Origin of the sequence: Streptomyces sp. NPDC102270, from assembly GCF_044766405.1 — a bacterium.
Lineage (GTDB): Bacteria > Actinomycetota > Actinomycetes > Streptomycetales > Streptomycetaceae > Streptomyces.
This window is the reverse complement of the sequence record NZ_JBIWLX010000007.1, coordinates 260,131-285,566: the sequence shown is the minus strand read 5'-3', so window position 1 is coordinate 285,566 and position 25,436 is coordinate 260,131. Positions and strand designations below refer to the sequence as shown.

Below are 25,436 nucleotides of genomic sequence, written 5' to 3'. Positions count from 1 at the left end.
GGCACGTCACCGATGTGGGCGCCACGGCAGGCGAAAGGGGGCGGCTCCCTCGGCAGGGAGCCGCCCCCTTTCGCCTGCCGGCCCCTCCAGGGGAGGAGAGGGGCCGTTCTCGGGATGCCGGTCCAGGTCGGGGAGGGACCGGACCCGGGGCTATTGCTTGTCGAGCAGGTCCTGGACCTTCGCGCGGACCTCGTCCGTGGCCAGACCCCGGATCGTCAGCGTCGTACGGCGGCGCAGCACGTCGTCCGGCGTCTCGGCCCACTCGTTGTCCCGTGCGTACACGACCTGCGCCCAGATCTCCGGGGCGTCCGGGTGGACGCGCTCGCCCAGCTCGGGGTTCTCGTTCGCGAGGCGCGCGATGTCGAAGGCGAGGGAGCCGTAGTGGGTCGCCAGGTGCCTGGCCGTGTCGGCGGCCATGCGCGGGCCCGGCGCCGGGTTGTCCACCAGCAGGCGGTGCGCGACCGCGCGCGGGTTGGCGACACCCGGCAGCGGGAGCCGCTTCGGCAGGGAGGAGATGGGCTCATAGCCGTCACCGAGCGGAGCGCCCGGCAGCGCCTCCAGCTTCTGCATGACCGTACGGCCGATGTGCCGGAAGGTCGTCCACTTGCCGCCCGCGACGGACAGCATGCCGCCACGGCCCTCCGTCACCACGGTCTCGCGCTTGGCCTTCGCCGTGTCACCGGGACCGCCCGGCAGCACCCGCAGACCCGCGAACGAGTAGGTGATCAGGTCACGGGAGAGCTGCTGGTCGCGCACGGAGAACGCGGCCTCGTCGAGTATCTGGGCGGTGTCCTTCTCCGTGACCGTGACGTCCGCCGGGTCGCCCTCGAACTCCTCGTCCGTGGTGCCGAGCAGGAGCATGTCCTCCCAGGGCAGCGCGAAGGTGATCCGGTACTTGTCGATCGGGGTCGCCAGGGCGGCCCGCCACGGCGCGGTCCGCTTCAGGACCAGGTGGGCGCCCTTGGAGAGGCGGATGGACGGCGCCGCGTTCGGGTCCTCCATCTTGCGCAGGTGATCCACCCACGGGCCGGTCGCGTTCAGCACCAGCCGGGCGTTCACGCCGAACTCGTCACCGGACTGCCGGTCGCGCAGATCCGCGCCGGTCACCCGGCCCTTGGTGAACCTGAGCCCGGTCACCTCGGCGTGGTTGAGCACGACCGCGCCGGCTTCGACGGCCGCGCGGACCGTCATCAGCGCCATGCGCGCGTCGTTCATCTGGTCGTCGCCGTACACGGCCACGGCCTTGAGATTGTCGGTGCGCAGCTCGGGCACGTCCTGCGCCGCCCGGGCGGGGGACAGGAGGTGGCCGACGCCGTCCCCGAACGCGGAGAGCGCGGAGTAGGCGAAGACGCCCGCCCCGAGCTTCGCGGCGCCGTGCGGCCCGCCCTTGTACACGGGGAGGTAGAAGGTGAGCGGGTTCGCCAGGTGAGGTGCCACCTGGCGGGAGACCGCACGGCGCTCGAAGTGGTTCTCCGCCACCAGCTTCACCGCGCCGGTCTGCAGATAGCGCAGACCGCCGTGGAGCAGCTTGGAGGAGGCGGAGGAGGTGGCGCCGGCGAAGTCGCCGGCGTCGACCAGTGCCACCCTGAGGCCGGACTGCGCGGCGTGCCAGGCGGTGGAGATGCCCAGGATGCCGCCGCCGATCACGAGAAGGTCGTACGACGCCTTGGAGAGCTGCTCCCGGGTCTCGGCGCGGCTCGGAAGGGAGCCGAAGGCCGGGCGCGTACCGAGGGCAGGCACGGACTGCAGGGTGGACTGACTGGTCATGTGGGGTTCTTACTCCTCATCAGAACGGCGAGATGAGCTTTTGTGAGCTCTCTCGTCAGTTCTCGTCCTCGAGCCAGCCCATGGTCCGCTCGACGGCCTTGAGCCAGCTCTTGTACTCACGGTCGCGGGTTTCCGCGTCCATGCGGGGGGTCCACTCGGCGGCCCGGCGCCAGTTGGCGCGCAGGTCGTCGGTGCTGGTCCAGAAGCCGACGGCGAGACCGGCGGCGTAGGCGGCGCCGAGGCAGGTGGTCTCGGCGACCATCGGGCGCACCACGGGGGCGTCCAGGAAGTCCGAGAGGGTCTGCATCAGCAGGTTGTTGGAGGTCATGCCGCCGTCGACCTTGAGGGCCGCGAGCTCGACGCCCGAGTCCTTGGTCATGGCGTCGGTGATCTCACGGGTCTGCCAGGCGGTGGCCTCCAGGACGGCACGCGCCAGGTGCGCCTTGGTGACGTACCGGGTCAGACCGGCGATCACACCGCGGGCGTCGGAGCGCCAGTATGGGGCGAAGAGGCCGGAGAAGGCCGGCACGAAGTAGGCGCCGCCGTTGTCCTCGACGGAGAGCGCGAGCGTCTCGATCTCGGCGGCGGTGGAGATCAGGCCCATCTGGTCGCGCATCCACTGCACCAGCGAACCGGTGACGGCGATGGAGCCCTCCAGGGCGTAGACCGGCTTGTCGTTGCCGATCCGGTAGCCGACCGTGGTCAGCAGCCCCGAGTAGGAGTTGATGATCTTCTCGCCGGTGTTCAGCAGCATGAAGGTGCCGGTGCCGTACGTCGACTTGGCCTCGCCCTCGGCGAAACAGGTCTGGCCGAACAGGGCCGCCTGCTGGTCGCCGAGCGCCGACGCGACGGGGATGCCGCCGAGGATGTCGCCGAGCTTGCCGCCGGTGACCTCGCCGTAGACCTCGGCCGAGGAGCGGATCTCCGGGAGCATCGACAGCGGCACGCCGATGGACTCGGCGATCTTCTCGTCCCACTCCAGCGTGTGGAGGTTCATCAGCATGGTGCGCGAGGCGTTGGTGACGTCGGTGTAGTGCTTGCCGCCGTTGACACCACCGGTCAGGTTCCAGATGACCCAGCTGTCCATGGTGCCGAAGAGGATGTCGCCGCGCTCGGCGCGCTCACGCAGGCCCTCGACGTTGTCGAGCAGCCAGCGGGCCTTGGGGCCGGCGAAGTAGGAGGCCAGCGGCAGGCCGGTCTCGCGGCGGAAGCGGTCCTGGCCGACGTTGCGGCCGAGCTCCCGGCACAGGGCGTCGGTGCGGGTGTCCTGCCAGACGATGGCGTTGTGGACGGGCTCACCGGTGTTCTTGTCCCACAGGAGAGTGGTCTCGCGCTGGTTGGTGATGCCGATGGCCTTGATGTCGTCGCGGGTGATGCCGGCCTTCTGGATGGCTCCGGCGACGACTTCCTCGACGTTGGTCCAGATCTCGGTGGCGTTGTGCTCGACCCAGCCCGGCTTCGGGAAGATCTGCTCGTGCTCCTTCTGGTCGACCGAGACGATACGGCCGTCCCGGTCGAAGACGATGCAGCGGCTGGACGTGGTGCCCTGGTCGATGGCGGCGATGAACGGGCCGGCGGTGTGGGCGTCGGTCACTGTGTTCTCCTGGAGTTCCGTGGGTGAAGGGGACGTTCTACCGGTGCTTTAGGCAAAAGCGACGTTGTAGATGCCTGCGGCGATCGCACCGCCGATCAGCGGACCCACGATCGGAACCCAGGCGTAGCTCCAGTCGGAGCCGCCCTTGTTGGGCAGGGGCAGGAGGGCGTGCACGATACGCGGGCCGAGGTCACGGGCCGGGTTGATCGCGTAGCCGGTCGGGCCACCGAGGGACAGACCGATGGAGACGACCACGAGCGCGGTGATCAGGGCGCCCAGGGTGCCCAGGCCCTTGCCGTCGCCGTTGAGACCCTGCGTGAGGACGGCCAGCACCAGCACGATCGTGCCGATGACCTCCGTGGCGACGTTCTGCCAGGCGACCCGGACCTCGGGGCCGGTGGAGAAGATGCCCAGGACCGGCCCGGCGCCCTTCTCCTGCGCCTCGACGGCCTTGGCGGTCGTGGCCTGCGCGCCGGGAGCGCCGACGATCTCCTTGTCGGTCAGGTGCGCGTGGAACTGGCCGTAGTAGGCGATCCAGACCAGCGCCGCGCCGATCATGGCGCCGAGCAGCTGACCGCCCCAGTAGATCGGGACGTCACTCCAGGAGATGCCGTCCTTCTTCAGCGCGAGCGCCAGCGTCACGGCCGGGTTGAGGTGGGCGCCCGAGAGCGGCGCCGAGGTGTATACAGCCGTCAGAACGGCGAAACCCCACCCGAAGGTGATGGCGAGCCAGCCGGCGTTGCGGGCCTTGGAGGCCTTCAGCGTGACAGCGGCGCACACGCCACCGCCGAGCAGGATGAGTATGGCGGTACCGATGGTCTCGCCGATGAAGATGTCGGAGCTGGACACCCGCGACTCCTTTGTCCTTCGTCCAGGGGACCGAACCCCGGGTCCCTCCGGAGGTTCGAGCTGCCCTCGGGGGTGAGGGCGATGCCGGCCCTTGGCGTTGTCACACTCTAGCGCGTATTGCCGGTAGGTGTTCGACAATGCCGACCGATGGACGGGAGTCTTGCTCCGGGGTTACGTGCACGTCAAGGGTTCTGTTGTCGAAAACACGATCGTTATTCATAACTGTGAGTCAACGATCTTGTTCTGGCGGTTTGTGCCGTTGTGTCAGGTACGGCAGAGGGCCGGTACGCCACCGACGTACCGGCCCTCTCGCGGTCTTTTACGGTGCTCAGAACCGCCCGGCGCCCAGGTCCCGCGAGACCGCGCGGGCGCAGTCCCGCACCGCCGCGATCAGCTCGGGACGCAGCGCGCCCTCCTCGTCGGGCCGGCACAGCCGCTCCACGGCGCCCGTGATGCCGACCGCGCCGACCGGCATCCGCCGCCGGTCGTGAATGGGTGCGGCGATGGACGCGACGCCCTCCCAGGTCTCCTCGACGTCCGCCGCGTACCCACGCGCGCGCGTGACGTCGAGGATCTGCTCGAAATCCTCCAGGTCGCACACGGTCCGTTCGGTGAACGCCTTGCGGTCGCTCTCCAGCGCCTCGCTGTGCGCCACCGGGTCGTAGGCCGAGAGCACCTTGCCGAGCGCCGTGCAGTGCAGGGGCTGCATGGCTCCGATCTCCAGCACCTGCCGGCTGTCGTCGGGCCGGAAGACGTGGTGCACGATCAGCACGCCCTGCTGGTGCAGCACGCCCAGATGGACGCTCTCGCCGCTGGAGCGGGCCAGATCGTCCGTCCACACGAGCGCACGCGCGCGCAGTTCGTGCACGTCCAGGTAGGTGGTGCCCAGGCGCAGCAGCTCGGCGCCCAGCTGATACCGCCCGGAGGCCTCGTCCTGCTCCACGAACCCCTCCTGCTGGAGGGTGCGCAGGATGCCGTGCGCGGTGCCCTTGGCGAGGCCCAGGGACGAGGCGATGTCCGACAGGCCGAGTCTCCGCTCGCCGCCCCCGAGGAGCCGCAGCATCGCGGCCGCCCGTTCCAGCGACTGGATGTTCCGTGCCATCGCCGTTCTGCCTCCGTCCCCTTCGACAGCCGAGTGTTACGGCGTCGCTGCCGCTGTTCGGCAATGTCGAACACTACCGGTCGATGCCGACCTCCCGCTAATGGTCGGTCGGCATCTGTTCCGCCACCGGCGACACGCTGGTGACCTGCCCGCCATCCTCGTCCGTCCCGTGGACGTGCCGACCATCGCCGCGGGGACCCGGCTACCCTGGCGTGGTGCGCCGGCGTGGGACGACTCGCGGGCGCCGTGAAGCCGACAGCCGTCGCAACCGAGGGAGCCCCTTCATGGCCTCGTCGCCACTGACCCCTTCCGCCGACAGCCGGACCCGTGTGTCCGCGCTCCGTGAGGCGCTCGCCACCAGAGTGGTGGTCGCCGACGGAGCGATGGGCACCATGCTGCAGGCCCAGGACCCCACCCTCGAGGACTTCGAGAATCTCGAGGGCTGCAACGAGATCCTCAACGTGACCCGCCCGGACATCGTCCGCTCCGTTCACGACGCGTACTTCGCGGTGGGCGTCGACTGCGTCGAGACCAACACCTTCGGGTCCAACCACACGGCCGCGTCGGAGTACGACATCGCCGACCGTGTGCACGAACTGTCCGAGGCGGGTGCCCGGATCGCCCGCGAGGCGGCCGACGAGTACACCGCCCGCGACGGCCGCCCGCGCTGGGTCCTGGGTTCCGTCGGCCCCGGCACCAAGCTGCCCACCCTCGGCCACATCGACTACGCCACGATCCGCGACGGCTACCAGGCCAACGTCGAGGGACTGCTCGCCGGGGGCGCCGACGCCCTGATCGTCGAGACCACCCAGGACCTGCTCCAGACGAAGGCCTCCGTGCTGGGCGCCCGCCGCGCCCTGGAGGCCACCGGCGCCGATGTCCCGCTGGTGGTCTCCATGGCCTTCGAGACCACCGGCACGATGCTGCTCGGCTCCGAGATCGGCGCCGCGCTCACGGCGCTGGAGCCGCTCGGCATCGACATGATCGGCCTGAACTGCTCGACCGGCCCGGCCGAGATGAGCGAGCACCTGCGCTACCTCGCCCGGCACTCCCGCATCCCCCTGCTGTGCATGCCCAACGCGGGCCTGCCGATCCTCACCAAGGACGGCGCGCACTTCCCGCTCGACCCCGAAGGCCTGGCCGACGCCCAGGAGACCTTCGTCCGCGACTACGGCCTCTCCCTGATCGGCGGCTGCTGCGGCACCACCCCCGAACACCTGCGCCAGGTCGTCGAGCGGGTCCGCGACCTCACGCCCGGGGAGCGCAACCCGCAGCCCGAGCCCGGCGCCGCCTCCCTCTACCAGACGGTCCCCTTCCGCCAGGACACCTCCTACCTGGCGATCGGCGAGCGGACCAACGCCAACGGCTCGAAGAAGTTCCGCGAGGCCATGCTGGAGGCCCGCTGGGACGACTGTGTGGAGATGGCCCGCGAGCAGATCCGCGAGGGCGCCCACATGCTGGACCTCTGCGTGGACTACGTGGGCCGTGACGGTGTCGCCGACATGAAGGAGCTCGCCGGCCGCTTCGCCACCGCCTCCACCCTGCCGATCGTCCTGGACTCCACCGAAGTCCCCGTCATCGAGGCCGGCCTGGAGAAGCTCGGCGGCCGCGCGGTCATCAACTCCGTCAACTACGAGGACGGCGACGGCCCCGAGTCCCGCTTCGCGAAGGTCACCAAGCTCGCCCAGGAGCACGGCGCCGCACTGATCGCGCTGACCATCGACGAGGAGGGCCAGGCCCGCACCCCCGAGCACAAGGTCGCCATCGCCGAACGGCTCATCGAGGACCTGACCGGCAACTGGGGCATCCACGAGTCGGACATCCTCATCGACACCCTGACCTTCACCATCTGCACCGGTCAGGAGGAGTCCCGCAAGGACGGGCTCGCCACCATCGAGGCGATCCGCGAGCTCAAGCGCCGCCACCCGGACGTCCAGACCACGCTGGGCCTGTCCAACATCTCCTTCGGCCTCAACCCGGCCGCCCGCGTCCTGCTCAACTCGGTCTTCCTCGACGAGTGCACGAAGGCGGGCCTGGACTCGGCGATCGTCCACGCGTCGAAGATCCTGCCGATCGCCCGCTTCACCGAGGAAGAGGTCCAGACGGCCCTCGACCTCATCTACGACCGTCGCGCCGAGGGCTACGACCCCCTCCAGAAGCTGATGGCCCTGTTCGAGGGCGCCACCACCAAGTCCCTGAAGGCGGGCCGCGCCGAGGAACTGGCCGCCCTGCCCCTGGACGAGCGCCTCAAGCGCCGCATCATCGACGGCGAGAAGAACGGCCTGGAGGCCGACCTCGACGAGGCCCTCCAGTCCCGCCCCGCCCTCGACATCGTCAACGACACCCTCCTGGACGGCATGAAGGTCGTCGGCGAACTGTTCGGCTCCGGCCAGATGCAGCTGCCGTTCGTCCTCCAGTCCGCCGAGGTCATGAAGACCGCGGTGGCCTACCTCGAACCGCACATGGAGAAGGTCGAGGGCGACGAGGCCGGCAAGGGCACCATCGTGCTGGCCACCGTCCGCGGCGACGTCCACGACATCGGCAAGAACCTCGTCGACATCATCCTGTCCAACAACGGCTACAACGTGGTCAACCTCGGTATCAAGCAGCCGGTCTCCGCGATCCTGGACGCCGCCGCCGAGCACCGCGCAGACGTCATCGGCATGTCCGGCCTCCTGGTCAAGTCCACCGTGATCATGAAGGAGAACCTGGAGGAGCTCAACCAGCGCGGCATGGCCGCCGACTTCCCGGTCATCCTCGGCGGAGCCGCACTGACCCGGGCGTACGTCGAACAGGACCTGCACGAGATCTACGAGGGCGAGGTCCGCTACGCCCGCGACGCGTTCGAGGGACTGCGCCTCATGGACGCCCTCATCGGCGTCAAGCGGGGCGTGCCCGGCGCCAAGCTGCCCGAGCTCAAGCAGCGCCGGGTGCGCGCCGGTGCCGTACAGGTGGAGGAGGAGCAGCGGCCCGAGGAGGGGCATGTCCGCTCCGACGTGGCCACCGACAACCCGGTGCCCACCCCGCCGTTCTGGGACACCCGCGTCATCAAGGGCATCCAGCTCAAGGAGTACGCCTCCTGGCTCGACGAGGGCGCCCTGTTCAAGGGCCAGTGGGGCCTCAAGCAGGCCCGCACCGGCGAGGGACCGACGTACGAGGAACTCGTCGAGACCGAGGGCCGGCCCCGGCTGCGCGGCCTGCTGGACCGGCTCCAGACCGAGAACCTCCTCGAAGCCGCCGTCGTCTACGGCTACTTCCCCTGCGTGTCCAAGGACGACGACCTGATCATCCTGGACGAGGAGGGCAACGAGCGCACCCGCTTCACCTTCCCGCGCCAGCGCCGCGGTCGCCGGCTGTGCCTCGCCGACTTCTTCCGCCCCGAGGAGTCGGGGGAGACCGACGTGGTCGGCCTCCAGGTCGTCACCGTCGGCTCGCGCATCGGCGAACAGACCGCCAAGCTCTTCGAGGTCAACGCCTACCGCGACTACCTCGAACTGCACGGCCTGTCCGTCCAGTTGGCAGAGGCGCTCGCCGAGTACTGGCACGCACGCGTGCGTTCCGAACTCGGCTTCGCGGGCGAGGACCCCAGCGACGTCGAGGACATGTTCGCCCTGAAGTACCGGGGCGCCCGCTTCTCCCTCGGCTACGGCGCCTGCCCCAACCTGGAGGACCGCGCCAAGATCGCCGACCTGCTCCGCCCCGAGCGCATCGGCGTCCAGCTGAGCGAGGAGTTCCAGCTCCACCCCGAGCAGTCCACCGACGCGATCGTCATCCACCACCCGGAGGCGAAGTACTTCAACGCCCGCTGAGCCGCCGAGATCCGGCTCACCGAGCACACTGATCGGATAAGTCGTACACTGGTCGGTCCACCGCAGGCCGGTTCCTTTCGTGGGAACCGGCCTGCTCGTCCCCCAAGGAGGTACGTGGATGACCAGTACGGTCCCCGCGCCGATCACCCGTACGGCAGACGGCTCCGCCCTCCAGGCCGTCCTCCTCGACATGGACGGCACCCTGGTGGACACCGAGGGCTTCTGGTGGGACGTCGAAGTGGAGGTCTTCGCCCGGCTCGGCCACACCCTCGACGACTCCTGGCGCCATGTCGTGGTCGGCGGCCCTATGACCCGCAGCGCCGGTTTCCTGATCGAGGCCACCGGCGCCGACATCACCCTCCCCGAGCTCAGCGTCCTGCTCAACCAGGGCTTCGAGGAACGGATCGGCCACGCCCTGCCCCTGATGCCCGGCGCCGCCCGCCTGCTGGCCGAACTGTCCGCGCACCGGATCCCCACCGCCCTGGTCTCCGCCTCGCACCGGCGCATCATCGACCGGGTCCTCGACGCCCTCGGCCACCGGCACTTCGCCCTCACGGTCGCCGGCGACGAGGTGCCGCGCACCAAGCCGCACCCGGACCCGTATCTGTTCGCCGCCGCCGGTCTCGACGCGGACCCCGCCAGATGCGCGGTCGTCGAGGACACCGCGACCGGTGTCGCCGCAGCCGAGGCGGCCGGCTGCCAGGTCGTGGCCGTGCCCTCCGTGGCCCCCATCCTCCCGGCCCCCGGACGCACGGTCGTCGGCTCGCTCGAAGACGTCGACCTGGCATTTCTGCGCGGCCTGATCACCCTTCGATGACGGAAATGCCTCGGGTGTTCACCCAGCGTGCAGCACGGATAGCGCGGTAATTCCCCAGGGCCCTGTCGCAGGAATTCGCAGCGCCCCGCACGCCCGAATTCCAGCCCGCCACACCCCCCTGCGGGTGTGAGGTTCCCCACTCGGCGGGCCCTCGACAGGCGACCGGGGCTGTGCCGGACACCCCCCTTCGAAGGGCGCGGACGCGCCCATGTGTCCCGATTGATGAAACCCTGCACCAATCCTTCCCCTGGCGGGCTTTCGGTGCGTCCACACCCGGTTTCACTCTGTGATGGAAGCTCAACTCCGGTGGCTGCGAACCCTCCTGCAGGTGCGGACTAATCTCCTGGTGAGAACATCGCCCTAACCCCGTGATCCGCCACGCCAACCCCTGCATGCCGGGTACACGGACTGAACAGCTGTGGAGAAACCCGAGCATGAACCGCAAGACTTTGGTGCTGCCGGCCGTCATCGGTCTGCTCGCGCCGGTGCTCGCCGCCTGCGGCGGCTCCGGCAGCGGCAGCGGCGGGGGCGACGCGATCGGCGTCGGCACCACGGACCGGTTCACCGCCACGAAGGCAGCTCCCGCCCCGCTCGACCCCGCCTACGCCTACGACGTCGGCACCTGGAACGTCCTGCGGCAGACCGTACAGACCCTGATGATCCAGCCCAAGGGCGAGGGCGACCCCGTCCCCGAGGCCGCCCAGTCCTGCGGCTTCAGCGACAGCGGCAACGAACGCTACGTCTGCACCCTGCGCGACGGCCTGAAGTTCGCGAACGGCGACTCCATCACCGCGGCCGATGTGAAGTACTCCATCGATCGCGCCCGCGCCATCAAGGCCGACTCCGGCGTCTTCGCCCTGCTGTCCACCATCGACACCGTCGAGACCAAGGGCGCCCGCGAGGTCATCTTCCACCTCAAGACCGCCGACGCCACCTTCCCGTACAAGCTGTCGACTCCGGTCGCCGGCATCGTCAACCCCGGCGACTACGCGAAGAACAAGCTCCGCGACGGCTTCGACGTCGACGGCTCCGGCCCCTACACCATGAAGGCCGACGTCAAGAACGACGAACTCGTCGACGCCGTGTTCACCAAGAACCCCCACTACAAGGGGGCGTTGACGGTGAACAACGACAAGGTCGTCCTGCGCTCCTACGCGGACGCCGACGCCATGGGCACCGCCCTCGAAAAGGGCGACATCGACCTCATCACCCGCACCATGTCGCCCCAGCAGATCCAGAAGCTGTCGAACGAGTCCGGCGGCGACGTCGACCTCGTCGAAATGGCCGGCCTGGAGATCCGCTACCTCGCCTTCAACACCAAGGCCCCGGTCGTGAAGTCCCGCGCCGTGCGCCAGGCCATGGCCCAGCTCATCAACCGCAGCGAACTCGTCTCCAAGGTCTACGGCACCCAGGCCGAGCCGCTCTTCTCGCTGGTCCCGGCCAGCATCACCGGCCACTCAAACTCCTTCTTCAACAAGTACGGCGACCCGAGCGTCACCAAGGCCAAGTCCCTGCTGACCCAGGCCGGCATCACCACCCCGCTGAAGCTGACCCTCCACTACACGACCGACCACTACGGTCCGGCCACCAAGGAGGAGTTCGAGGGCCTCCAGAAGCAGCTCAACGCGAGCGGGCTCTTCGACGTCAGCATCAAGGGCGCACCCTGGTCCACGTTCCGCCCGGCCGAGCAGAAGGGCGAGTACGACGTCTACGGCATGGGCTGGTTCCCGGACTTCCCCGACGCCGACAACTACCTCGCCCCCTTCCTCGACAAGGACAACTTCCTCGGCTCGCCCTACGCCAACAGCGATATCCGCAACACCCTCATCCCGGACTCCCGTCGCGAGGCCGACCGTCTCGCCGCGTCCGGAAGCCTGACCGAGATCCAGGACATCGTCGCCAAGGACGTCCCCGTGCTGCCGCTGTGGCAGGGCAAGCAGTACGTCGCCGCGCGCGACGACGTCACGGGCACCGCCTACGCACTCAACTCCTCGTCGACGCTGCAGCTGTGGGAACTCGGCAAGGGCGTGAGCGGCTGACCGGCCGGCACCTCCTTCACCCGGGCCCAGGCGGTCGGGCCCGGGATTCCACAAGAATCGACGACAAGGCACTCGCACGTGAACAAGCGCATCCAGTGGCAGGTCCTGCCGATCGTGGCGGGGCTCGCCTCCGGTCTGCTGACCGGCTGCGGCACGGAGTCGGGGGACTCCGGTTCCGGCGGCTCCTCCGTGGTCATGGGGATGTCCGACGACGTCCTCGCCACCGACCCGGCCTCCGGCTACGACCCCGGCTCCTGGCTGTTGTTCAACAACGTCTTCCAGTCTCTGCTCAGCTTCCCCAAGGGCGGCACGGAGCCGGAGCCGGACGCGGCCAAGAGCTGCGAGTTCACGGACACCAGGACCCAGGTGTACGAGTGCACCCTCAAGTCCGGCCTCAAGTTCAGCAACGGTGACCCGCTCACCTCCGAGGACGTCAAGTTCTCCTTCGACCGCATGCTGAAGATCAACGACGACGCCGGCCCCGCGATCATGTTCCCGATGCTCGACAAGGTCGAGACACCGGACGAGAAGACCGTCGTCTTCAGGCTGAACACCCCCGACGCGACCTTCCCGAGCAAGATCGCCTCCGGCGCCGGCTCCATCGTCGACCACACGCAGTACGACCCCGACGGCCTGCGCGAGGACAGCAAGGCGGTCGGCTCCGGCCCCTACCAGCTCGACTCGTTCGACGACGACCAGGCCGAGTTCTCCGTCAACGAGAACTACAAGGGCACCGCCGAGCCCCAGAACTCCGGCGTCACGCTGAAGTTCTTCCACGGCGACCAGAGCGCCCTGAAGACCGCCCTGACCGACAAGAAGGTCGACCTCGCCTACCGCGGCCTGAGCGCCGGCGACATCACCGACATCGAGAACGCCTCGCCCGACTCCGGCGTCGAGGTCGTCGAGGGCACCAGCGCCGAGGTCCAGCACCTCGTCTTCAACATGGACGACCCGGTCACGGGAAAGCTCGGCGTCCGCAAGGCGATCGCCTACCTCCTGGACCGCGAAGCCCTCATCCACGACGTCTACCAGGGCACCGCGACCGCGCTCTACTCGATCATCCCGGCCGGTATCGCGGGTCACAACACGGCCTTCTTCGACACCTACGGCGCCCAGCCCTCCCGGTCCAAGGCCTCAGCCGCCCTCGCCGACGAGGGCATCACCGGCAAGGTCAAGCTGACCCTGTGGTCGACGCCGTCGCGCTACGGCCCCGCCACCGACCAGGAACTCAAGACGATCGCCCAGCAGCTCAACGCCAGCGGTCTGTTCGACGCCGACGTGAAGTCCGTGGCCTTCGACCAGTACGAGAAGGACATCGCGGCCGGCAAGTACGGCGTGTACGTCAAGGGCTGGGTGCCCGACTACCCCGACGCCGACAACTTCACGGCCCCCTTCTTCGGCAAGGGCAACGTGCTGGACAACAACTACAGCAACAACAAGATCACCGGCTCGCTCATCCCCGAGACCGCCGCCCAGCCGGACCGCGCCGCGACGGACGACCCCTTCGGCACGCTCCAGAACCTCGTCGCCGAGGACGTCCCCGTCCTGCCGGTCTGGCAGGCCAAGCAGTACGCCGTCGTCCGCGACAACGTCTACGGCCTGGAGTACTGCCTCGACGCCTCCACGGTGTTCCGCTTCTGGGAGCTCAGCAAGGGCTGACCCGGCGGCGGCGTGCCGTTGCCGCACACACGAAGAGGGCGCCCCCAGTCAGGCGGGGGACGCCCTCTTCGCTCTTCAGCCGACCGGTCTACTGCGCGCCGGGACGCACCAGACCGCTCTCGTACGCGTACACCGCGGCCTGCACCCGGTCCCGCAGCCCCAGCTTGGTCAGCACATGACCCACATGTGTCTTCACCGTCGTCTCGCTGACGAACAGATCCGCGGCGATCTCCGCGTTGGACAGCCCGCGCGCCACCAGCTTCAGCACCTCGACCTCGCGGTCGGTGAGCGTGTGCAGCGTGTCCGGCACCGGCTCGTCACCGGACGGCAGATGCGTGGCGTACTTGTCGAGCAGCCGGCGTGTGATGCTCGGCGCGAGCATCGCCTCACCCGCGGCCACCACCCGGATCGCCTGCACGAGTTCGTTGGCCGGGGCGTCCTTGAGCAGGAAGCCGCTGGCCCCCGCGCGCAGCGCCTCCACCACGTACTCGTCGAGGTCGAAGGTGGTCAGCACCAGCACCTTGGCCGGGCCGTCCCGCCCGGGACCGGTGATCTGCCGGGTCGCCTCCACTCCGTCCATCCGCGGCATACGGATGTCCATCAGGACCACGTCGGGCTGCAGTGCCCGCACCTGGTCGATGGCCTGAAGGCCGTCTCCGGCCTCGCCCACGACCGCGAGATCCTGCTCGGCCTCCAGAATCATCCGGAACCCGGTACGCAGCAGCGGCTGGTCGTCGACGAGTAGGACGCGGATGGCCACGTAAGTCTCCTTCGCTAGTCCGGCCCCATTCTGCCCTGCTCGCCGGTCGCGGACGTCACCGGTAGTGGGTAGGGCGGGGGAGTGCCGCCGAACTCCGGGCAGTGCGCCTGGTGGTCGCACCAGCCGCACAACTTGGTCGGCCGCGGTCGCCAGTCGCCCGTCTGCGTGGCCTGCCGGATCGCCTCCCACAGCGCCAGCAGCTTGCGCTCGACACGCTCCAGGTCGGCGAGTACCGGGTCGTACGTCAGGACGTCACCACTGCCGAGATAGACGAGTTGGAGGCGGCGCGGGATCACGTTCTTCAGCCGCCACACCACCAGGGCGTAGAACTTCATCTGGAACAGCGCGCCCTCGGCGTACTCGGGCCGGGGCGCCTTGCCGGTCTTGTAGTCGACGATCCGCACCTCGCCGGTCGGCGCCACGTCGACCCGGTCGATGATCCCGCGCAGCCGCAGCCCCGAGTCCAGCTCCGCCTCGACGAACAACTCCCGCTCGGCGGGCTCCAGGCGCGTCGGGTCCTCCAGCGTGAACCACCGCTCGACCAGCTGCTCCGCCTCGGCGAGCCATGTCGCGAGCCGCTCGCCTTCCGGATCGTCGGCGAACAGCTCCACCACCTCCGGCCGGCTCTCCCGGAGCCGGTCCCACTGACCGGGGATCAGCGACTTGGCCGCGGGCGCGGTCCGCTCCCCGGCCGGGGCGTCGAAGAGCCGCTCCAGCACCGAGTGCACCAGGGTCCCCCGGGTCGCCGCCGCGCTCGGCTTCTCCGGCAGCCGGTCGATCACCCGGAACCGGTACAGCAACGGACACTGCATGAAGTCATTGGCACGAGAAGGGGACAGGGAGGCGGGCGCGGCAGGCGTCACACCGACGGAGCGGGCCACCACACCGACGTCCGCCCCAAGGTCAACCCCCGCCTCGCCCGCAACCGGCGCTACGTCACCATCCCCTCCGGCCCCGACCACCGCCGGCACAACCCCGGGTCCGGCCTGGACCGGCCCCCCGCCCGTCACAGGTCCGGGGGCGGCCGGTGCCGCGCCCGTCTCGGACCGTGCGGCAGGGGGTTCCTTGCTTGTCGCGGGTTCGGGGGCGACCGGTTCGTCGGCCGTCCGAGGCTCCGCCGCAGCCGGCTTCCCGCTTGCCGCGGGTTCGGGGGCGGCCGGTGCCCCGCCCGTCTCGGGCCGTGCGGCAGGGGGTTCCTTGCTTGTCATGGGTTCGGGGGCGACCGGTTCGTCGGCCGTCCGAGGCTCCGCCGCAGCCGGCTTCCCGCTTGCCGCGGGTTCGGGGGCGGCCGGTGCCGCGCCCGTCTCGGGCCGTGCGGCAGGGGGTTCCTTGCTTGTCGCGGGTTCGGGGGCGACCGGTTCGTCGGCCGTCCGAGGCTCCGCCGCAGCCGGCTTCCCGCTTGCCGCAGGTTCGGGGGCGGCCGGTGCCGTACCCGGCCCGGGCCGGGCCGTGGCCGGTTCTTCGACCGCCCCGGCCTCCGCCGTGACCGCTGCTACCGGCGTCTCCGCCGTGACCGCCGCTTGCGGCGTTCCCGGGTCATGGACGGTGGCCTCGGCCTCGCCCTCCGTGCTCGTCTCCATGACCACAGACCATACGGCCCGCCACTGACAGTGACCCACTCACCGCCGTGTCCGCTGCGGCCCCCGAGGAAACACGGGGGTGCCGGGGCCGGGCGCGTCGCGACCGCCGCATACCATCGACCCGAGACCTTCCGCACGGCAGGCGCGGAAGACGCTTCGAACGAGGGGACATCGTGGACGAGAGCGGCGGGAGCGGGCAGCCGCGGTCCGGCACGGACCGGCCGGCCAAGCCCCACGCAGGGCCCACGGCCCAGACCACCGACCCCACCGCCCCCGACCCGCACGAGAACGGGACCCCGTCCACCAGCGCCCCCACCGAGGGCGCAACCGACGGCACCGCACACGGGCCGGCCGCGGACGACGATGCCACCCAGGCCCCGCCCACCCTGGCGCCCACCGACGTCGCGGCCTCCGGGAGCGAGACCGGCACCGGAGACGGAGAGCACCCGCCCGCCCCCGAGGCCGCCCCCGACGCGACGCACCAGGCACCCGCCGACCTGCGCAAAACCGAAGCGCCCCGCGAACCCGACACCACCGACGACCACCGCACCCTCGCCCACTCAGGCGCCCCCAAGAGCCCCCCGCCCCCGTCCCCCCAGCCGCGCGGCGGACTCCTGATGGGCCGCCCCTTCGGTGTGCCCGTCTACGTCGCCCCCAGCTGGTTCCTCGTCGCCGCGCTCATCACCTGGGTGTTCGGCGGCCAACTGGACCGCGTGCTGCCGGAACTCGGCGCCGCCCGCTACCTCGTCTCCCTCTTCTTCGCGGTCGCCTTCTACGCCTCCGTCCTCGTCCACGAACTGGCCCACACCGTCGCGGCCCTGCGCTTCAAACTCCCCGTCCGCCGCATCCAGCTCCAGTTCTTCGGCGGCGTCTCCGAGATCGAGAAGGAGGCCGAGACCCCCGGCCGGGAGTTCGTGCTCGCCTTCGTCGGCCCGCTGCTCTCCCTGATCCTCGCCGGCCTCTTCTACCTCGCCATGCAGCCCGTCGAACCCGGCACGGTCCCCGGCGTCCTGCTCGCCGGCCTGATGGTCTCCAACCTCATCGTGGCCGCCTTCAACCTCCTGCCCGGCCTCCCCCTCGACGGCGGCCGCATGCTCCGCGCCGTCGTCTGGAAGATCACCGGCAAGCCCATGACCGGCACCGTCGCCGCTGCCTGGGTCGGCCGCGCCCTCGCCGTCTGCGTCCTCATCGGCCTCCCGCTGCTCACCCAGTCCGGAGCCCTCGGCTCCTCCGCCGAGGACAACGTCGGCATGGACACCGTGATGGACGCCCTGCTCGCCGCCATCCTCGCCGCGATCATCTGGACCGGCGCCGGCAACAGCCTGCGCATGGCCCGCCTGCGCGAACACCTCCCCGAACTGCGCGCCCGCACCCTCACCCGCCGCGCGGTCCCCGTCGAGACCGACACACCCCTCTCCGAGGCCCTGCGCCGCGCCAACGACGCCGGCGCCCGCGCCCTGGTCGTCGTCGACGCCGACGGCACCCCCCTCTCCCTGGTCCGCGAGGCCGCCATCGTCGGCGTACCGGAACACCGCCGCCCCTGGGTCGCCGTCAGCGGACTCGCCCAGGACCTCACCGACGGCATGCGCGTCTCCGCCGAACTCGCCGGGGAAGATCTGTTGGACACCCTCCGCGCGACGCCGGCCACCGAATACCTCGTCGTCGAGGACACCGGCGAGATCTACGGCGTCCTGTCCGCGGCCGACGTGGAACGCGCCTTCGTGAAGGCCATGGCCAGACCCTCCTAGTGGTCGGCGGCCCCTCGGGGGACCGGTAGGCTGTTCACATGTCCGAACCGACCGGTGCCGCCCGCAGGCGCGGGCCCTTCAAGGTCGGGGACCAGGTTCAGCTGACCGACCCCAAGGGCCGTCACTACACGTTCACGCTCGAAGAGGGAAAGAACTTCCACACCCACAAGGGTTCCTTCCCGCACGACGAGCTGATCGGCGCACCCGAGGGCAGCGTTGTCCGCACCACCGGTAACGTCGCCTACCTCGCGCTGCGCCCCCTGCTCCCCGACTACGTCCTGTCCATGCCCCGCGGCGCCGCCGTGGTCTACCCCAAGGACGCGGGGCAGATCCTCGCCTTCGCCGACATCTTCCCCGGCGCCCGCGTCGTGGAGGCCGGTGTCGGCTCCGGCTCGCTCAGCAGCTTCCTGCTGCGCGCCATCGGCGACCAGGGCATGCTGCACAGCTACGAGCGCCGCGAGGACTTCGCCGACATCGCCCGGCAGAACGTGGAGCGCTACTTCGGCGGCCCGCACCCCGCCTGGCAGCTCACCGTCGGCGACCTCCAGGACAACCTCTCCGACGCCGACGTGGACCGCGTCATCCTCGACATGCTCGCCCCCTGGGAATGCCTGGAGGCCGTCTCCAAGGCACTCGTGCCCGGTGGCATCCTGTGCTGCTACGTCGCGACCACCACCCAGCTGGCCCGGACCGTCGAGTCCATCCGCGAGATCGGCTCCTTCAACGAGCCGACCTCCTGGGAGACGATGATCCGCAACTGGCACGTCGAGGGCCTGGCCGTCCGCCCGGACCACCGCATGATCGGCCACACCGGCTTCCTCCTCACCGCCCGCCGCCTCGCCGACGGCGTCGAGCCCCCCATGCGCCGCCGCCGCCCCGCAAAGGGCGCCTACGGCGAGGACTACACCGGCCCCAACGCCGACGGAGGCTCCGGCCGCTAGGGCGGCCCCGTTCCGCATTCAACGTACAGGCGTCGGGGTGGAGTTCCCGCAGACCAGCAGAACTCCACCCCGACGCCTTCGTGTTGAGGGAGCGGCAGAAACCGCCACAGAGCAACCAGGACACGTACCCACCCCGCCGTTCCCCAGGCCTGTGACGTGTGGCACCATGCTGGCCACCCCCCCCACCGGCACAGCCCTCACAGGAGACGCTCCTAGTGCAGCAATCCGCCGTCCCGGAACTGGCACACACGCACACCCGCCCGATCCACTGGGTCGCCACCGCCACCGCCGTGGCGGCAGTCGTGGCCCTCTCCTCGGTCCTGCAGCCCAACCCCGCCACCGCGGCACAGGCGGCCGGCCCCGAGGCCAGACCCGCCCCGGTGGTCACGACGGCGCCCGACCCCGCGGACGTCCACTTCCCGATCGACTGCGGCCCGGTCAAGGCGAAAGTGCAGAAACGGGTCTCCGGAGACCTCGACGGCGACGGACGGCCGGAAACAGTCGTCGTGGTGCACTGCGACGCCCCCATGGGCACCCCGCCCGACGCCGTCTACGTCATCACACACGCGAAGGACACCGGTGAACCCCGGGTCGTCGCCACCCTGCTGAGCCCGAAGACCCGCAACACCGTCACCGACTTCACACTGAGCGACGGCGCCGTCCTCGCGACCCTGCTCGGCTACTCCACGTCCGACGTACCCAGTTGCTGCCCGGACGTGACGGACAAGGCGAAATGGCAGTGGAAGGACGGCGCATTCATCCGCTCGACCCCCGCGGGCACGCACACCGTCTGACCGAAGCGATCACAGCTGTGAGAAATCAGACAGCTCTCACGCAGGGTGGCTTTCCAGTCACCCTGCGTCCGGCCCGTAGATCTCGACGCTGTCCGAAACCCGACGTACATGGATGCACGCGCCCGGACACTCCTTCGCCGAGTCGACCACATCGGTGAGAAGCGGCAGCGGTACGGGCGTTGTCGCGCCCTTGTCCTGCAGCAGCTCGTCGTCCGAGCCCTTCACATAGGCCAGACCGTCGATGTCCAGCTCGAACACCTCCGGCGCGTACTGGACACAGATGCCGTCACCGGTACAGAGGTCCTGATCGATCCAGACCTCCAGGGTCTCGCCGCCGGCCCCGACCTCCTGCTGCACTCTCATCTCTCCTGCCGTTTATGCGTCCGGCTGAACGGGAATCCGGCCAGCTCTGACGGGTGTTGAACACTTCGACCCTACCTTCGGCAGCTTTCCAATCTTGTTCGGTGGGTATTCCCCTGGCGTGAGGGAGAGCGCAAGGGTGAAGATCGGACACACCTCGACAGTCTTTGTGATCTAGGGGTTTCAATCGACACCCACCCAGGTAGGGTCTGGAAGCGTCCAGCTCCCCTTGGAGGAGGTGAGGACCGTGGCAGCCCACGACGACGACATGAACCGCGGCATCCGCCCGGGACGAGGGTCCGACGACCCGTCCGGGCAGATTGCCTACCTTGAGCAGGAGATCGCCGTCCTGCGACGCAAGCTCGCCGACTCTCCGCGACACACGAGGATTCTCGAAGAGCGGATCGTCGAGCTGCAGACCAACCTGGCCGGCGTGTCCGCCCAGAACGAGCGACTCGCCAACACACTCCGTGAGGCCCGCGACCAGATCGTGGCCCTCAAGGAGGAGGTCGACCGGCTCGCACAGCCCCCGGCCGGCTTCGGTGTCTTCCTCGAAGCGAACGAGGACGGCACCGCCGACATCTTCACCGGCGGCCGCAAACTGCGGGTGAACGTCAGCCCCAGCGTCGAACTCGAAGAGCTCCGGCGCGGCCAGGAAGTGATGCTCAACGAAGCTCTCAACGTGGTCGAGGCCATGGAGTACGAGAGCGTCGGCGACATCGTCACCCTCAAGGAGATCCTCGAGGACGGCCAGCGCGCCCTCGTACAGGGGCACACCGACGAGGAACGGGTGGTCCGGCTCGCCGAGCCACTGATGGACGTCACCATCCGCCCCGGCGACGCCCTGCTCCTCGAACCCCGCTCCGGCTACGTCTACGAGGTCGTGCCCAAGAGCGAGGTCGAGGAACTCGTCCTCGAAGAAGTCCCCGACATCGGCTACGAACAGATCGGCGGACTCGGCGGCCAGATCGAGGCCATCCGAGACGCCGTCGAGCTCCCCTACCTCTACCCGGACCTGTTCAAGGAGCACGAACTGCGCCCGCCCAAGGGCGTCCTGCTCTACGGGCCCCCCGGATGCGGAAAGACGCTCATCGCCAAGGCCGTCGCCAACTCGCTGGCCAAGAAGGTCGCCGAAGTCACCGGCCAGGCCACCGGCAAGAGCTTCTTCCTCAACATCAAGGGCCCCGAGCTCCTCAACAAGTACGTCGGCGAGACCGAGCGGCAGATCCGCCTCGTCTTCCAGCGTGCTCGCGAGAAGGCCAGCGAGGGCACCCCCGTCATCGTCTTCTTCGACGAGATGGAATCCCTCTTCCGCACCCGCGGCTCCGGTGTCAGCTCGGACGTGGAGAACACCATCGTCCCCCAGCTGCTCGCCGAGATCGACGGCGTGGAGGGCCTGCAGAACGTGGTCGTGATCGGCGCCTCCAACCGTGAGGACATGATCGACCCCGCCATCCTGCGCCCCGGCCGGCTCGACGTGAAGATCAAGATCGAGCGTCCCGACGCCGAGGCCGCCAAGGACATCTTCGCCAAGTACCTCACCGAGCGCCTCCCGCTGCACTCCGACGACCTCGGCGAGCACGGCGGCAGCAAGGCCACCACCGTCCAGAGCATGATCCAGACGGCCGTGGAACACATGTACGCCGAATCCGAGGAAAACCGCTTCCTGGAAGTCACCTACGCCAACGGAGACAAGGAAGTCCTCTACTTCAAGGACTTCAACTCCGGCGCCATGATCGAAAACATCGTCGGCCGCGCCAAGAAAATGGCGATCAAGGACTTCCTCGACCACAACGCCAAGGGTCTCCGCGTCTCCCACCTCCTCCAGGCCTGCGTGGACGAGTTCAAGGAGAACGAAGACCTGCCCAACACCACCAACCCGGACGACTGGGCCCGCATCTCCGGCAAGAAGGGCGAGCGGATCGTCTACATCCGCACCCTCATCACCGGAAAGCAGGGCGCCGACACCGGACGCTCCATCGACACGGTGGCCAACACCGGTCAGTACCTGTAAAGACAGGGCGGCTGCGGGTGCCCTCACCGGGGTACCCGCAGCCGACTGTTTTTCAGGCAACTAACCGGACCAAAGGCGAGCAAGGCAATGACGCAAATGATCTCCCCACCAGCGCAGAGGCGTTCTAGGCTCTTCGGTACCGCCGAGTCGCGCAGTGCGGGGACGGGCACCGCACACGCACCGGAGCGCCAGCGGTACTTGAGCGCCGCCCCCGACCGAGGGCGCCGCCGGGCAAGGAGGGCCGCATGACCGTACGGCGAGTAATGGGCATCGAGACGGAGTACGGGATCTCCGTCCCCGGCCACCCCAACGCCAATGCCATGCTCACCTCATCCCAGATCGTCAACGCCTACGCGGCGGCGATGCACCGGGCCCGCCGGGCCCGCTGGGACTTCGAGGAGGAGAATCCGCTGCGGGACGCGCGGGGCTTCGACCTCGCCCGCGAAGCCGCCGACTCCAGCCAGCTCACCGACGAGGACATCGGCCTCGCCAACGTCATCCTCACCAACGGCGCACGGCTCTACGTCGACCACGCACACCCCGAATACAGCAGCCCCGAGGTCACCAACCCCCGCGACGCCGTCCTCTGGGACAAGGCCGGCGAACGCATCATGGCCGAGGCCGCCGAACGGGCCGCCCAGCTCCCCGGCGCCCAGCCCATCCACCTCTACAAGAACAACACCGACAACAAGGGCGCCTCCTACGGCACACACGAGAACTACCTGATGAAGCGGGAAACCCCCTTCTCGGACATCGTGCGCCACCTCACGCCCTTCTTCGTCTCCCGCCAGGTCTTCGCAGGCGCCGGCCGCGTCGGCATCGGCCAGGACGGCCACGAACACGGCTTCCAGCTCAGCCAGCGCGCCGACTACTTCGAGGTCGAAGTAGGCCTCGAGACGACCTTGAAGCGCCCCATCATCAACACGCGCGACGAGCCCCACGCCGACGCCGAGAAATACCGCCGCCTCCATGTGATCATCGGCGACGCGAACCTCTCGGAGATCTCGACCTACCTCAAGCTCGGCACCACGGCCCTCGTCCTGTCGATGATCGAGGACGGCTTCATCGCGGTGGACCTCGCGGTCGACCAGCCGGTACGGACCCTGCACCAGGTGTCGCACGACCCCACCCTCCAGCGACTGGTCACTCTCCGCAGCGGCCGCACACTCACCGCGGTCCAGCTCCAGATGGAGTACTACGAACTCTCCCGCAAGTACGTCGAAGAACGCTTCGGCGCCGACGCGGACGACCAGACCAAAGACATCCTGGCCCGCTGGGAGGACACCCTCAACCGCCTCGAGAACAACCCCATGAGCCTCGCCGGCGAGCTCGACTGGGTTGCCAAGCGCGAGCTCATGGAGGGCTACCGGCGCCGCGACGACCTCGACTGGGACGCGGCCAAGCTGCACCTCCTCGACCTCCAGTACGCCGACGTGCGGGCCGACAAGGGCCTGTACAACCGTCTCGCGGCCCGCGGCCGCATCAAGCGCCTGCTGGACGAGAACGAGGTCGAGCGAGCCCGTACCAAGCCCCCGGAGGACACCCGCGCCTACTTCCGCGGCCGCTGCCTGGAGCAGTACGCCGACGACGTCGCCGCGGCCTCCTGGGACTCGGTGATCTTCGACCTCCCGGGCCGGGACTCGCTCCAGCGGGTCCCAACCCTCGAACCGCTTCGCGGAACGCGAAATCACGTCAAGGAGCTCCTGGACCGCTGTCGCACGGCAGAAGACCTGGTCAGGGTCCTGTCGGGCAACTGAACGGATACCCGGGCCGGGTCGTCCCGCAGGGTGGAAAACCCGGCCAGAGGGAATCATCGAGATGGCCCCCGTACGTTGTAGGAACTGCGGGGCCGATGTCAGACCCTGCTTGTAGGGTCTGATCAAGAACGGCGAACCGAGCGGGGTGAGGGGTTATGGCGACCAAGGACACCGGCGGCGGACAGCAGAAGGCCACGCGCAATACCGAGGAGGTCGAGGAGCAGACTGCGGAGACGCAGGGTTCCGAGGACCTCAAGGAGCGCCAGGAGAAGCTGAGCGACGACGTGGACTCCGTCCTCGACGAAATCGATGATGTGCTCGAGGAGAACGCCGAGGACTTCGTGAGGTCCTTCGTTCAGAAGGGTGGCCAGTAGGCCGCTTTCCCCTTCGAATCGAAGGTGGACGGGGTGGAGTGGTGGCAAGCGCGTCGGAGGTGAAGCGCTGCGCGCGGTGCGGCGAGGTCAAGCCGCGCGCAGCGTTCGCGCTCAAGCGCACGAACCTCGACGGCCTGCAGCACCGATGCCGTGATTGCGCTGCTGAGTCCGATAGGAAGCGGCAACAAGCCATGGGCCGGTCACTGCCCAAGCGCGGGGGTGTCCCCGAGGGATACAAGCATTGCCAGGGGTGTGGCGAGACCAAGCCGCACTCGGATTGGCACCGGAAAGGCTCGGCCTCGGATGGGCGGGCGTCGCGTTGCAGGGCGTGTCGTGCCATTGAGGCTCGTGCGAACCACCTGAAGCGCCACTACAACCTCACCGAAGCCGAGCGTGACGAGATGGTCGCCTCTCAGATGGGGCTCTGTGTGATCTGTCTGAAGGCTCCGGCCGTTCATGTGGATCATTGCCACAAGACGGGTAGGGTCCGAGGCGTACTGTGCTTCAACTGCAATTCGGCCATCGGCAAGTTGGGAGACGATCCCGACGCCGTCCGTCGGGCCGCCGCTTACCTGGAAGGAATCGCGTGGAAGCCAACACTCGTAGCACCGGGCGTCTACCAGCTGCCTTCCTGACGCCTGGGTCGTCGTCCTTCATGGACTTCCTGTCCGAGCACCAGCCGGAGATGCTGCCGGGCAACCGGCAGCTGCCGCCCATGCAGGGTGTGATCGAGGCGCCGCACGGCACCACGATCGTGGCGGTCACCTTCCCCGGTGGTGTCGTGCTCGCCGGTGACCGGCGCGCCACGATGGGCAACGTCATCGCCCAGCGGGACATCGAGAAGGTGTTCCCGGCCGACGAGTACTCGGCCGTCGGGATCGCCGGCACCGCCGGTCTCGCCGTCGAGATGGTGAAGCTGTTCCAGTTGGAGCTGGAGCACTTCGAGAAGGTCGAGGGCGCGCAGCTGTCGCTGGAGGGCAAGGCGAACCGGCTGTCCACCATGATCCGTTCCAACCTGGGCATGGCGATGCAGGGGCTGGCCGTGGTGCCGCTGTTCGCGGGGTACGACGTGGACCGCGGCAGGGGGCGGATCTTCTCCTACGACGTCACCGGTGGCCGTTCCGAGGAGCACCACTTCGCCGCAACCGGTTCCGGCTCGATCTTCGCGCGCGGTGCCATGAAGAAGTTCTTCCACGACGGTCTGAGCGAGGCCGAGGCCACGATGCTCGTGGTGCAGGCCCTGTACGACGCGGCCGACGACGACTCGGCGACCGGTGGTCCCGATGTCGCCCGCCGGATCTACCCGATCGTCACCGTGATCACCGAGGACGGCTTCCGCCGGCTCACCGACGACGAGTCCTCCGAGATCGCCCGTTCGATTCTCGAGCGGCGGCTGGAGCAGCCCGACGGCCCGCGGGCCGCGTTGCTCTAGGCGCCACCTGTCTTGTTCAAGGTGATCGCAGTGACTTCCA

General features: G+C 69.1%; 19 protein-coding genes. 12 read left to right on the top strand and 7 right to left on the bottom strand.

Annotated elements, in window-relative coordinates; translation table 11 throughout:
* Positions 1–150 precede the first annotated feature (150 nt).
* From ACIRP7_RS16430 to ACIRP7_RS16415, 4 genes are all read right to left on the bottom strand, one after another.
* On the bottom strand, positions 151–1,767 hold the full coding sequence (locus tag ACIRP7_RS16430) for an FAD-dependent oxidoreductase (RefSeq protein ID WP_403659070.1): 1,617 nt from the start codon (positions 1,765–1,767) through the stop codon (positions 151–153).
* A 55-nt stretch (positions 1,768–1,822) separates the two neighbouring features.
* Positions 1,823–3,361: a glycerol kinase GlpK gene (gene glpK, locus ACIRP7_RS16425; protein WP_403659067.1), complete on the bottom strand. Its 1,539-nt coding sequence runs from the start codon at positions 3,359–3,361 to the stop codon at positions 1,823–1,825.
* Positions 3,362–3,409: 48 nt separating this feature from the next.
* Complete coding sequence (locus tag ACIRP7_RS16420; protein WP_403659064.1) at positions 3,410–4,210, bottom strand: MIP/aquaporin family protein; 801 nt, start codon at positions 4,208–4,210, stop codon at positions 3,410–3,412.
* 328 nt (positions 4,211–4,538) lie between these two features.
* Positions 4,539–5,312, bottom strand: a complete 774-nt coding sequence (locus ACIRP7_RS16415; RefSeq protein ID WP_403659061.1) for an IclR family transcriptional regulator — start codon at positions 5,310–5,312, stop codon at positions 4,539–4,541.
* 284 nt (positions 5,313–5,596) lie between these two features.
* Here ACIRP7_RS16415 and metH point away from each other — a divergent pair, with 284 nt between their 5' ends.
* The 4 genes from metH (at position 5,597) to ACIRP7_RS16395 (ending at position 13,636) form a co-directional block, all read left to right on the top strand.
* Positions 5,597–9,121 carry a methionine synthase gene (gene metH / locus ACIRP7_RS16410; protein ID WP_403659058.1) on the top strand — a complete coding sequence of 1,175 codons (3,525 nt, stop codon included), beginning with the start codon at positions 5,597–5,599 and terminating at the stop codon, positions 9,119–9,121.
* A gap of 118 nt (positions 9,122–9,239) precedes the next feature.
* Positions 9,240–9,938, top strand: a complete 699-nt coding sequence (locus tag ACIRP7_RS16405) for an HAD family hydrolase (protein WP_403659055.1) — start codon at positions 9,240–9,242, stop codon at positions 9,936–9,938.
* Between the two features lie 434 nt (positions 9,939–10,372).
* A complete protein-coding gene (locus ACIRP7_RS16400) occupies positions 10,373–11,977 on the top strand; it encodes an ABC transporter substrate-binding protein (protein WP_403659052.1) in 1,605 nt (534 codons plus the stop codon).
* A gap of 78 nt (positions 11,978–12,055) precedes the next feature.
* On the top strand, positions 12,056–13,636 hold the full coding sequence (locus ACIRP7_RS16395; protein ID WP_403659049.1) for an ABC transporter substrate-binding protein: 1,581 nt from the start codon (positions 12,056–12,058) through the stop codon (positions 13,634–13,636).
* Positions 13,637–13,724: 88 nt separating this feature from the next.
* Here ACIRP7_RS16395 and ACIRP7_RS16390 read toward each other — a convergent pair whose 3' ends face one another.
* Together ACIRP7_RS16390 and ACIRP7_RS16385 are read right to left on the bottom strand one after the other, a co-directional pair.
* Entirely contained in the window at positions 13,725–14,396 is a 672-nt protein-coding gene (locus ACIRP7_RS16390) for a response regulator transcription factor (RefSeq protein ID WP_007380871.1), read from the bottom strand.
* A 14-nt stretch (positions 14,397–14,410) separates the two neighbouring features.
* Positions 14,411–15,280, bottom strand: coding sequence for a RecB family exonuclease (locus tag ACIRP7_RS16385; protein WP_403659046.1), 870 nt, complete (start codon positions 15,278–15,280; stop codon positions 14,411–14,413).
* A gap of 869 nt (positions 15,281–16,149) precedes the next feature.
* Between ACIRP7_RS16385 and ACIRP7_RS16380 the strand changes: the two genes are divergently transcribed.
* The 3 genes from ACIRP7_RS16380 (at position 16,150) to ACIRP7_RS16370 (ending at position 19,459) form a co-directional block, all read left to right on the top strand.
* Complete coding sequence (locus tag ACIRP7_RS16380) at positions 16,150–17,724, top strand: site-2 protease family protein (RefSeq protein ID WP_403659043.1); 1,575 nt, start codon at positions 16,150–16,152, stop codon at positions 17,722–17,724.
* A 38-nt stretch (positions 17,725–17,762) separates the two neighbouring features.
* Entirely contained in the window at positions 17,763–18,665 is a 903-nt protein-coding gene (locus tag ACIRP7_RS16375; protein WP_352390127.1) for a tRNA (adenine-N1)-methyltransferase, read from the top strand.
* Between the two features lie 215 nt (positions 18,666–18,880).
* On the top strand, positions 18,881–19,459 hold the full coding sequence (locus tag ACIRP7_RS16370) for a hypothetical protein (protein ID WP_352390126.1): 579 nt from the start codon (positions 18,881–18,883) through the stop codon (positions 19,457–19,459).
* Between the two features lie 57 nt (positions 19,460–19,516).
* Here the strand turns inward: ACIRP7_RS16370 and ACIRP7_RS16365 are convergent, their stop codons facing one another.
* Entirely contained in the window at positions 19,517–19,822 is a 306-nt protein-coding gene (locus ACIRP7_RS16365; protein WP_403659039.1) for a ferredoxin, read from the bottom strand.
* A gap of 244 nt (positions 19,823–20,066) precedes the next feature.
* Here ACIRP7_RS16365 and arc point away from each other — a divergent pair, with 244 nt between their 5' ends.
* The 5 genes from arc (at position 20,067) to prcB (ending at position 25,396) form a co-directional block, all read left to right on the top strand.
* The gene (gene arc, locus ACIRP7_RS16360) at positions 20,067–21,833 is read left to right on the top strand and encodes a proteasome ATPase (RefSeq protein WP_403659036.1); all 1,767 of its coding nucleotides are present in this window, start codon (positions 20,067–20,069) and stop codon (positions 21,831–21,833) included.
* 245 nt (positions 21,834–22,078) lie between these two features.
* Complete coding sequence (gene dop, locus ACIRP7_RS16355) at positions 22,079–23,590, top strand: depupylase/deamidase Dop (RefSeq protein WP_359384033.1); 1,512 nt, start codon at positions 22,079–22,081, stop codon at positions 23,588–23,590.
* 155 nt (positions 23,591–23,745) lie between these two features.
* Entirely contained in the window at positions 23,746–23,964 is a 219-nt protein-coding gene (locus ACIRP7_RS16350; RefSeq protein ID WP_020117720.1) for a ubiquitin-like protein Pup, read from the top strand.
* Positions 23,965–24,005: 41 nt separating this feature from the next.
* Positions 24,006–24,599: an endonuclease VII domain-containing protein gene (locus ACIRP7_RS16345; protein WP_403659578.1), complete on the top strand. Its 594-nt coding sequence runs from the start codon at positions 24,006–24,008 to the stop codon at positions 24,597–24,599.
* Positions 24,551–25,396 carry a proteasome subunit beta gene (gene prcB / locus ACIRP7_RS16340; RefSeq protein WP_059207841.1) on the top strand — a complete coding sequence of 282 codons (846 nt, stop codon included), beginning with the start codon at positions 24,551–24,553 and terminating at the stop codon, positions 25,394–25,396. Before ACIRP7_RS16345 ends, prcB begins: the two co-directional genes overlap by 49 nt.
* Positions 25,397–25,436: the final 40 nt, after the last annotated feature.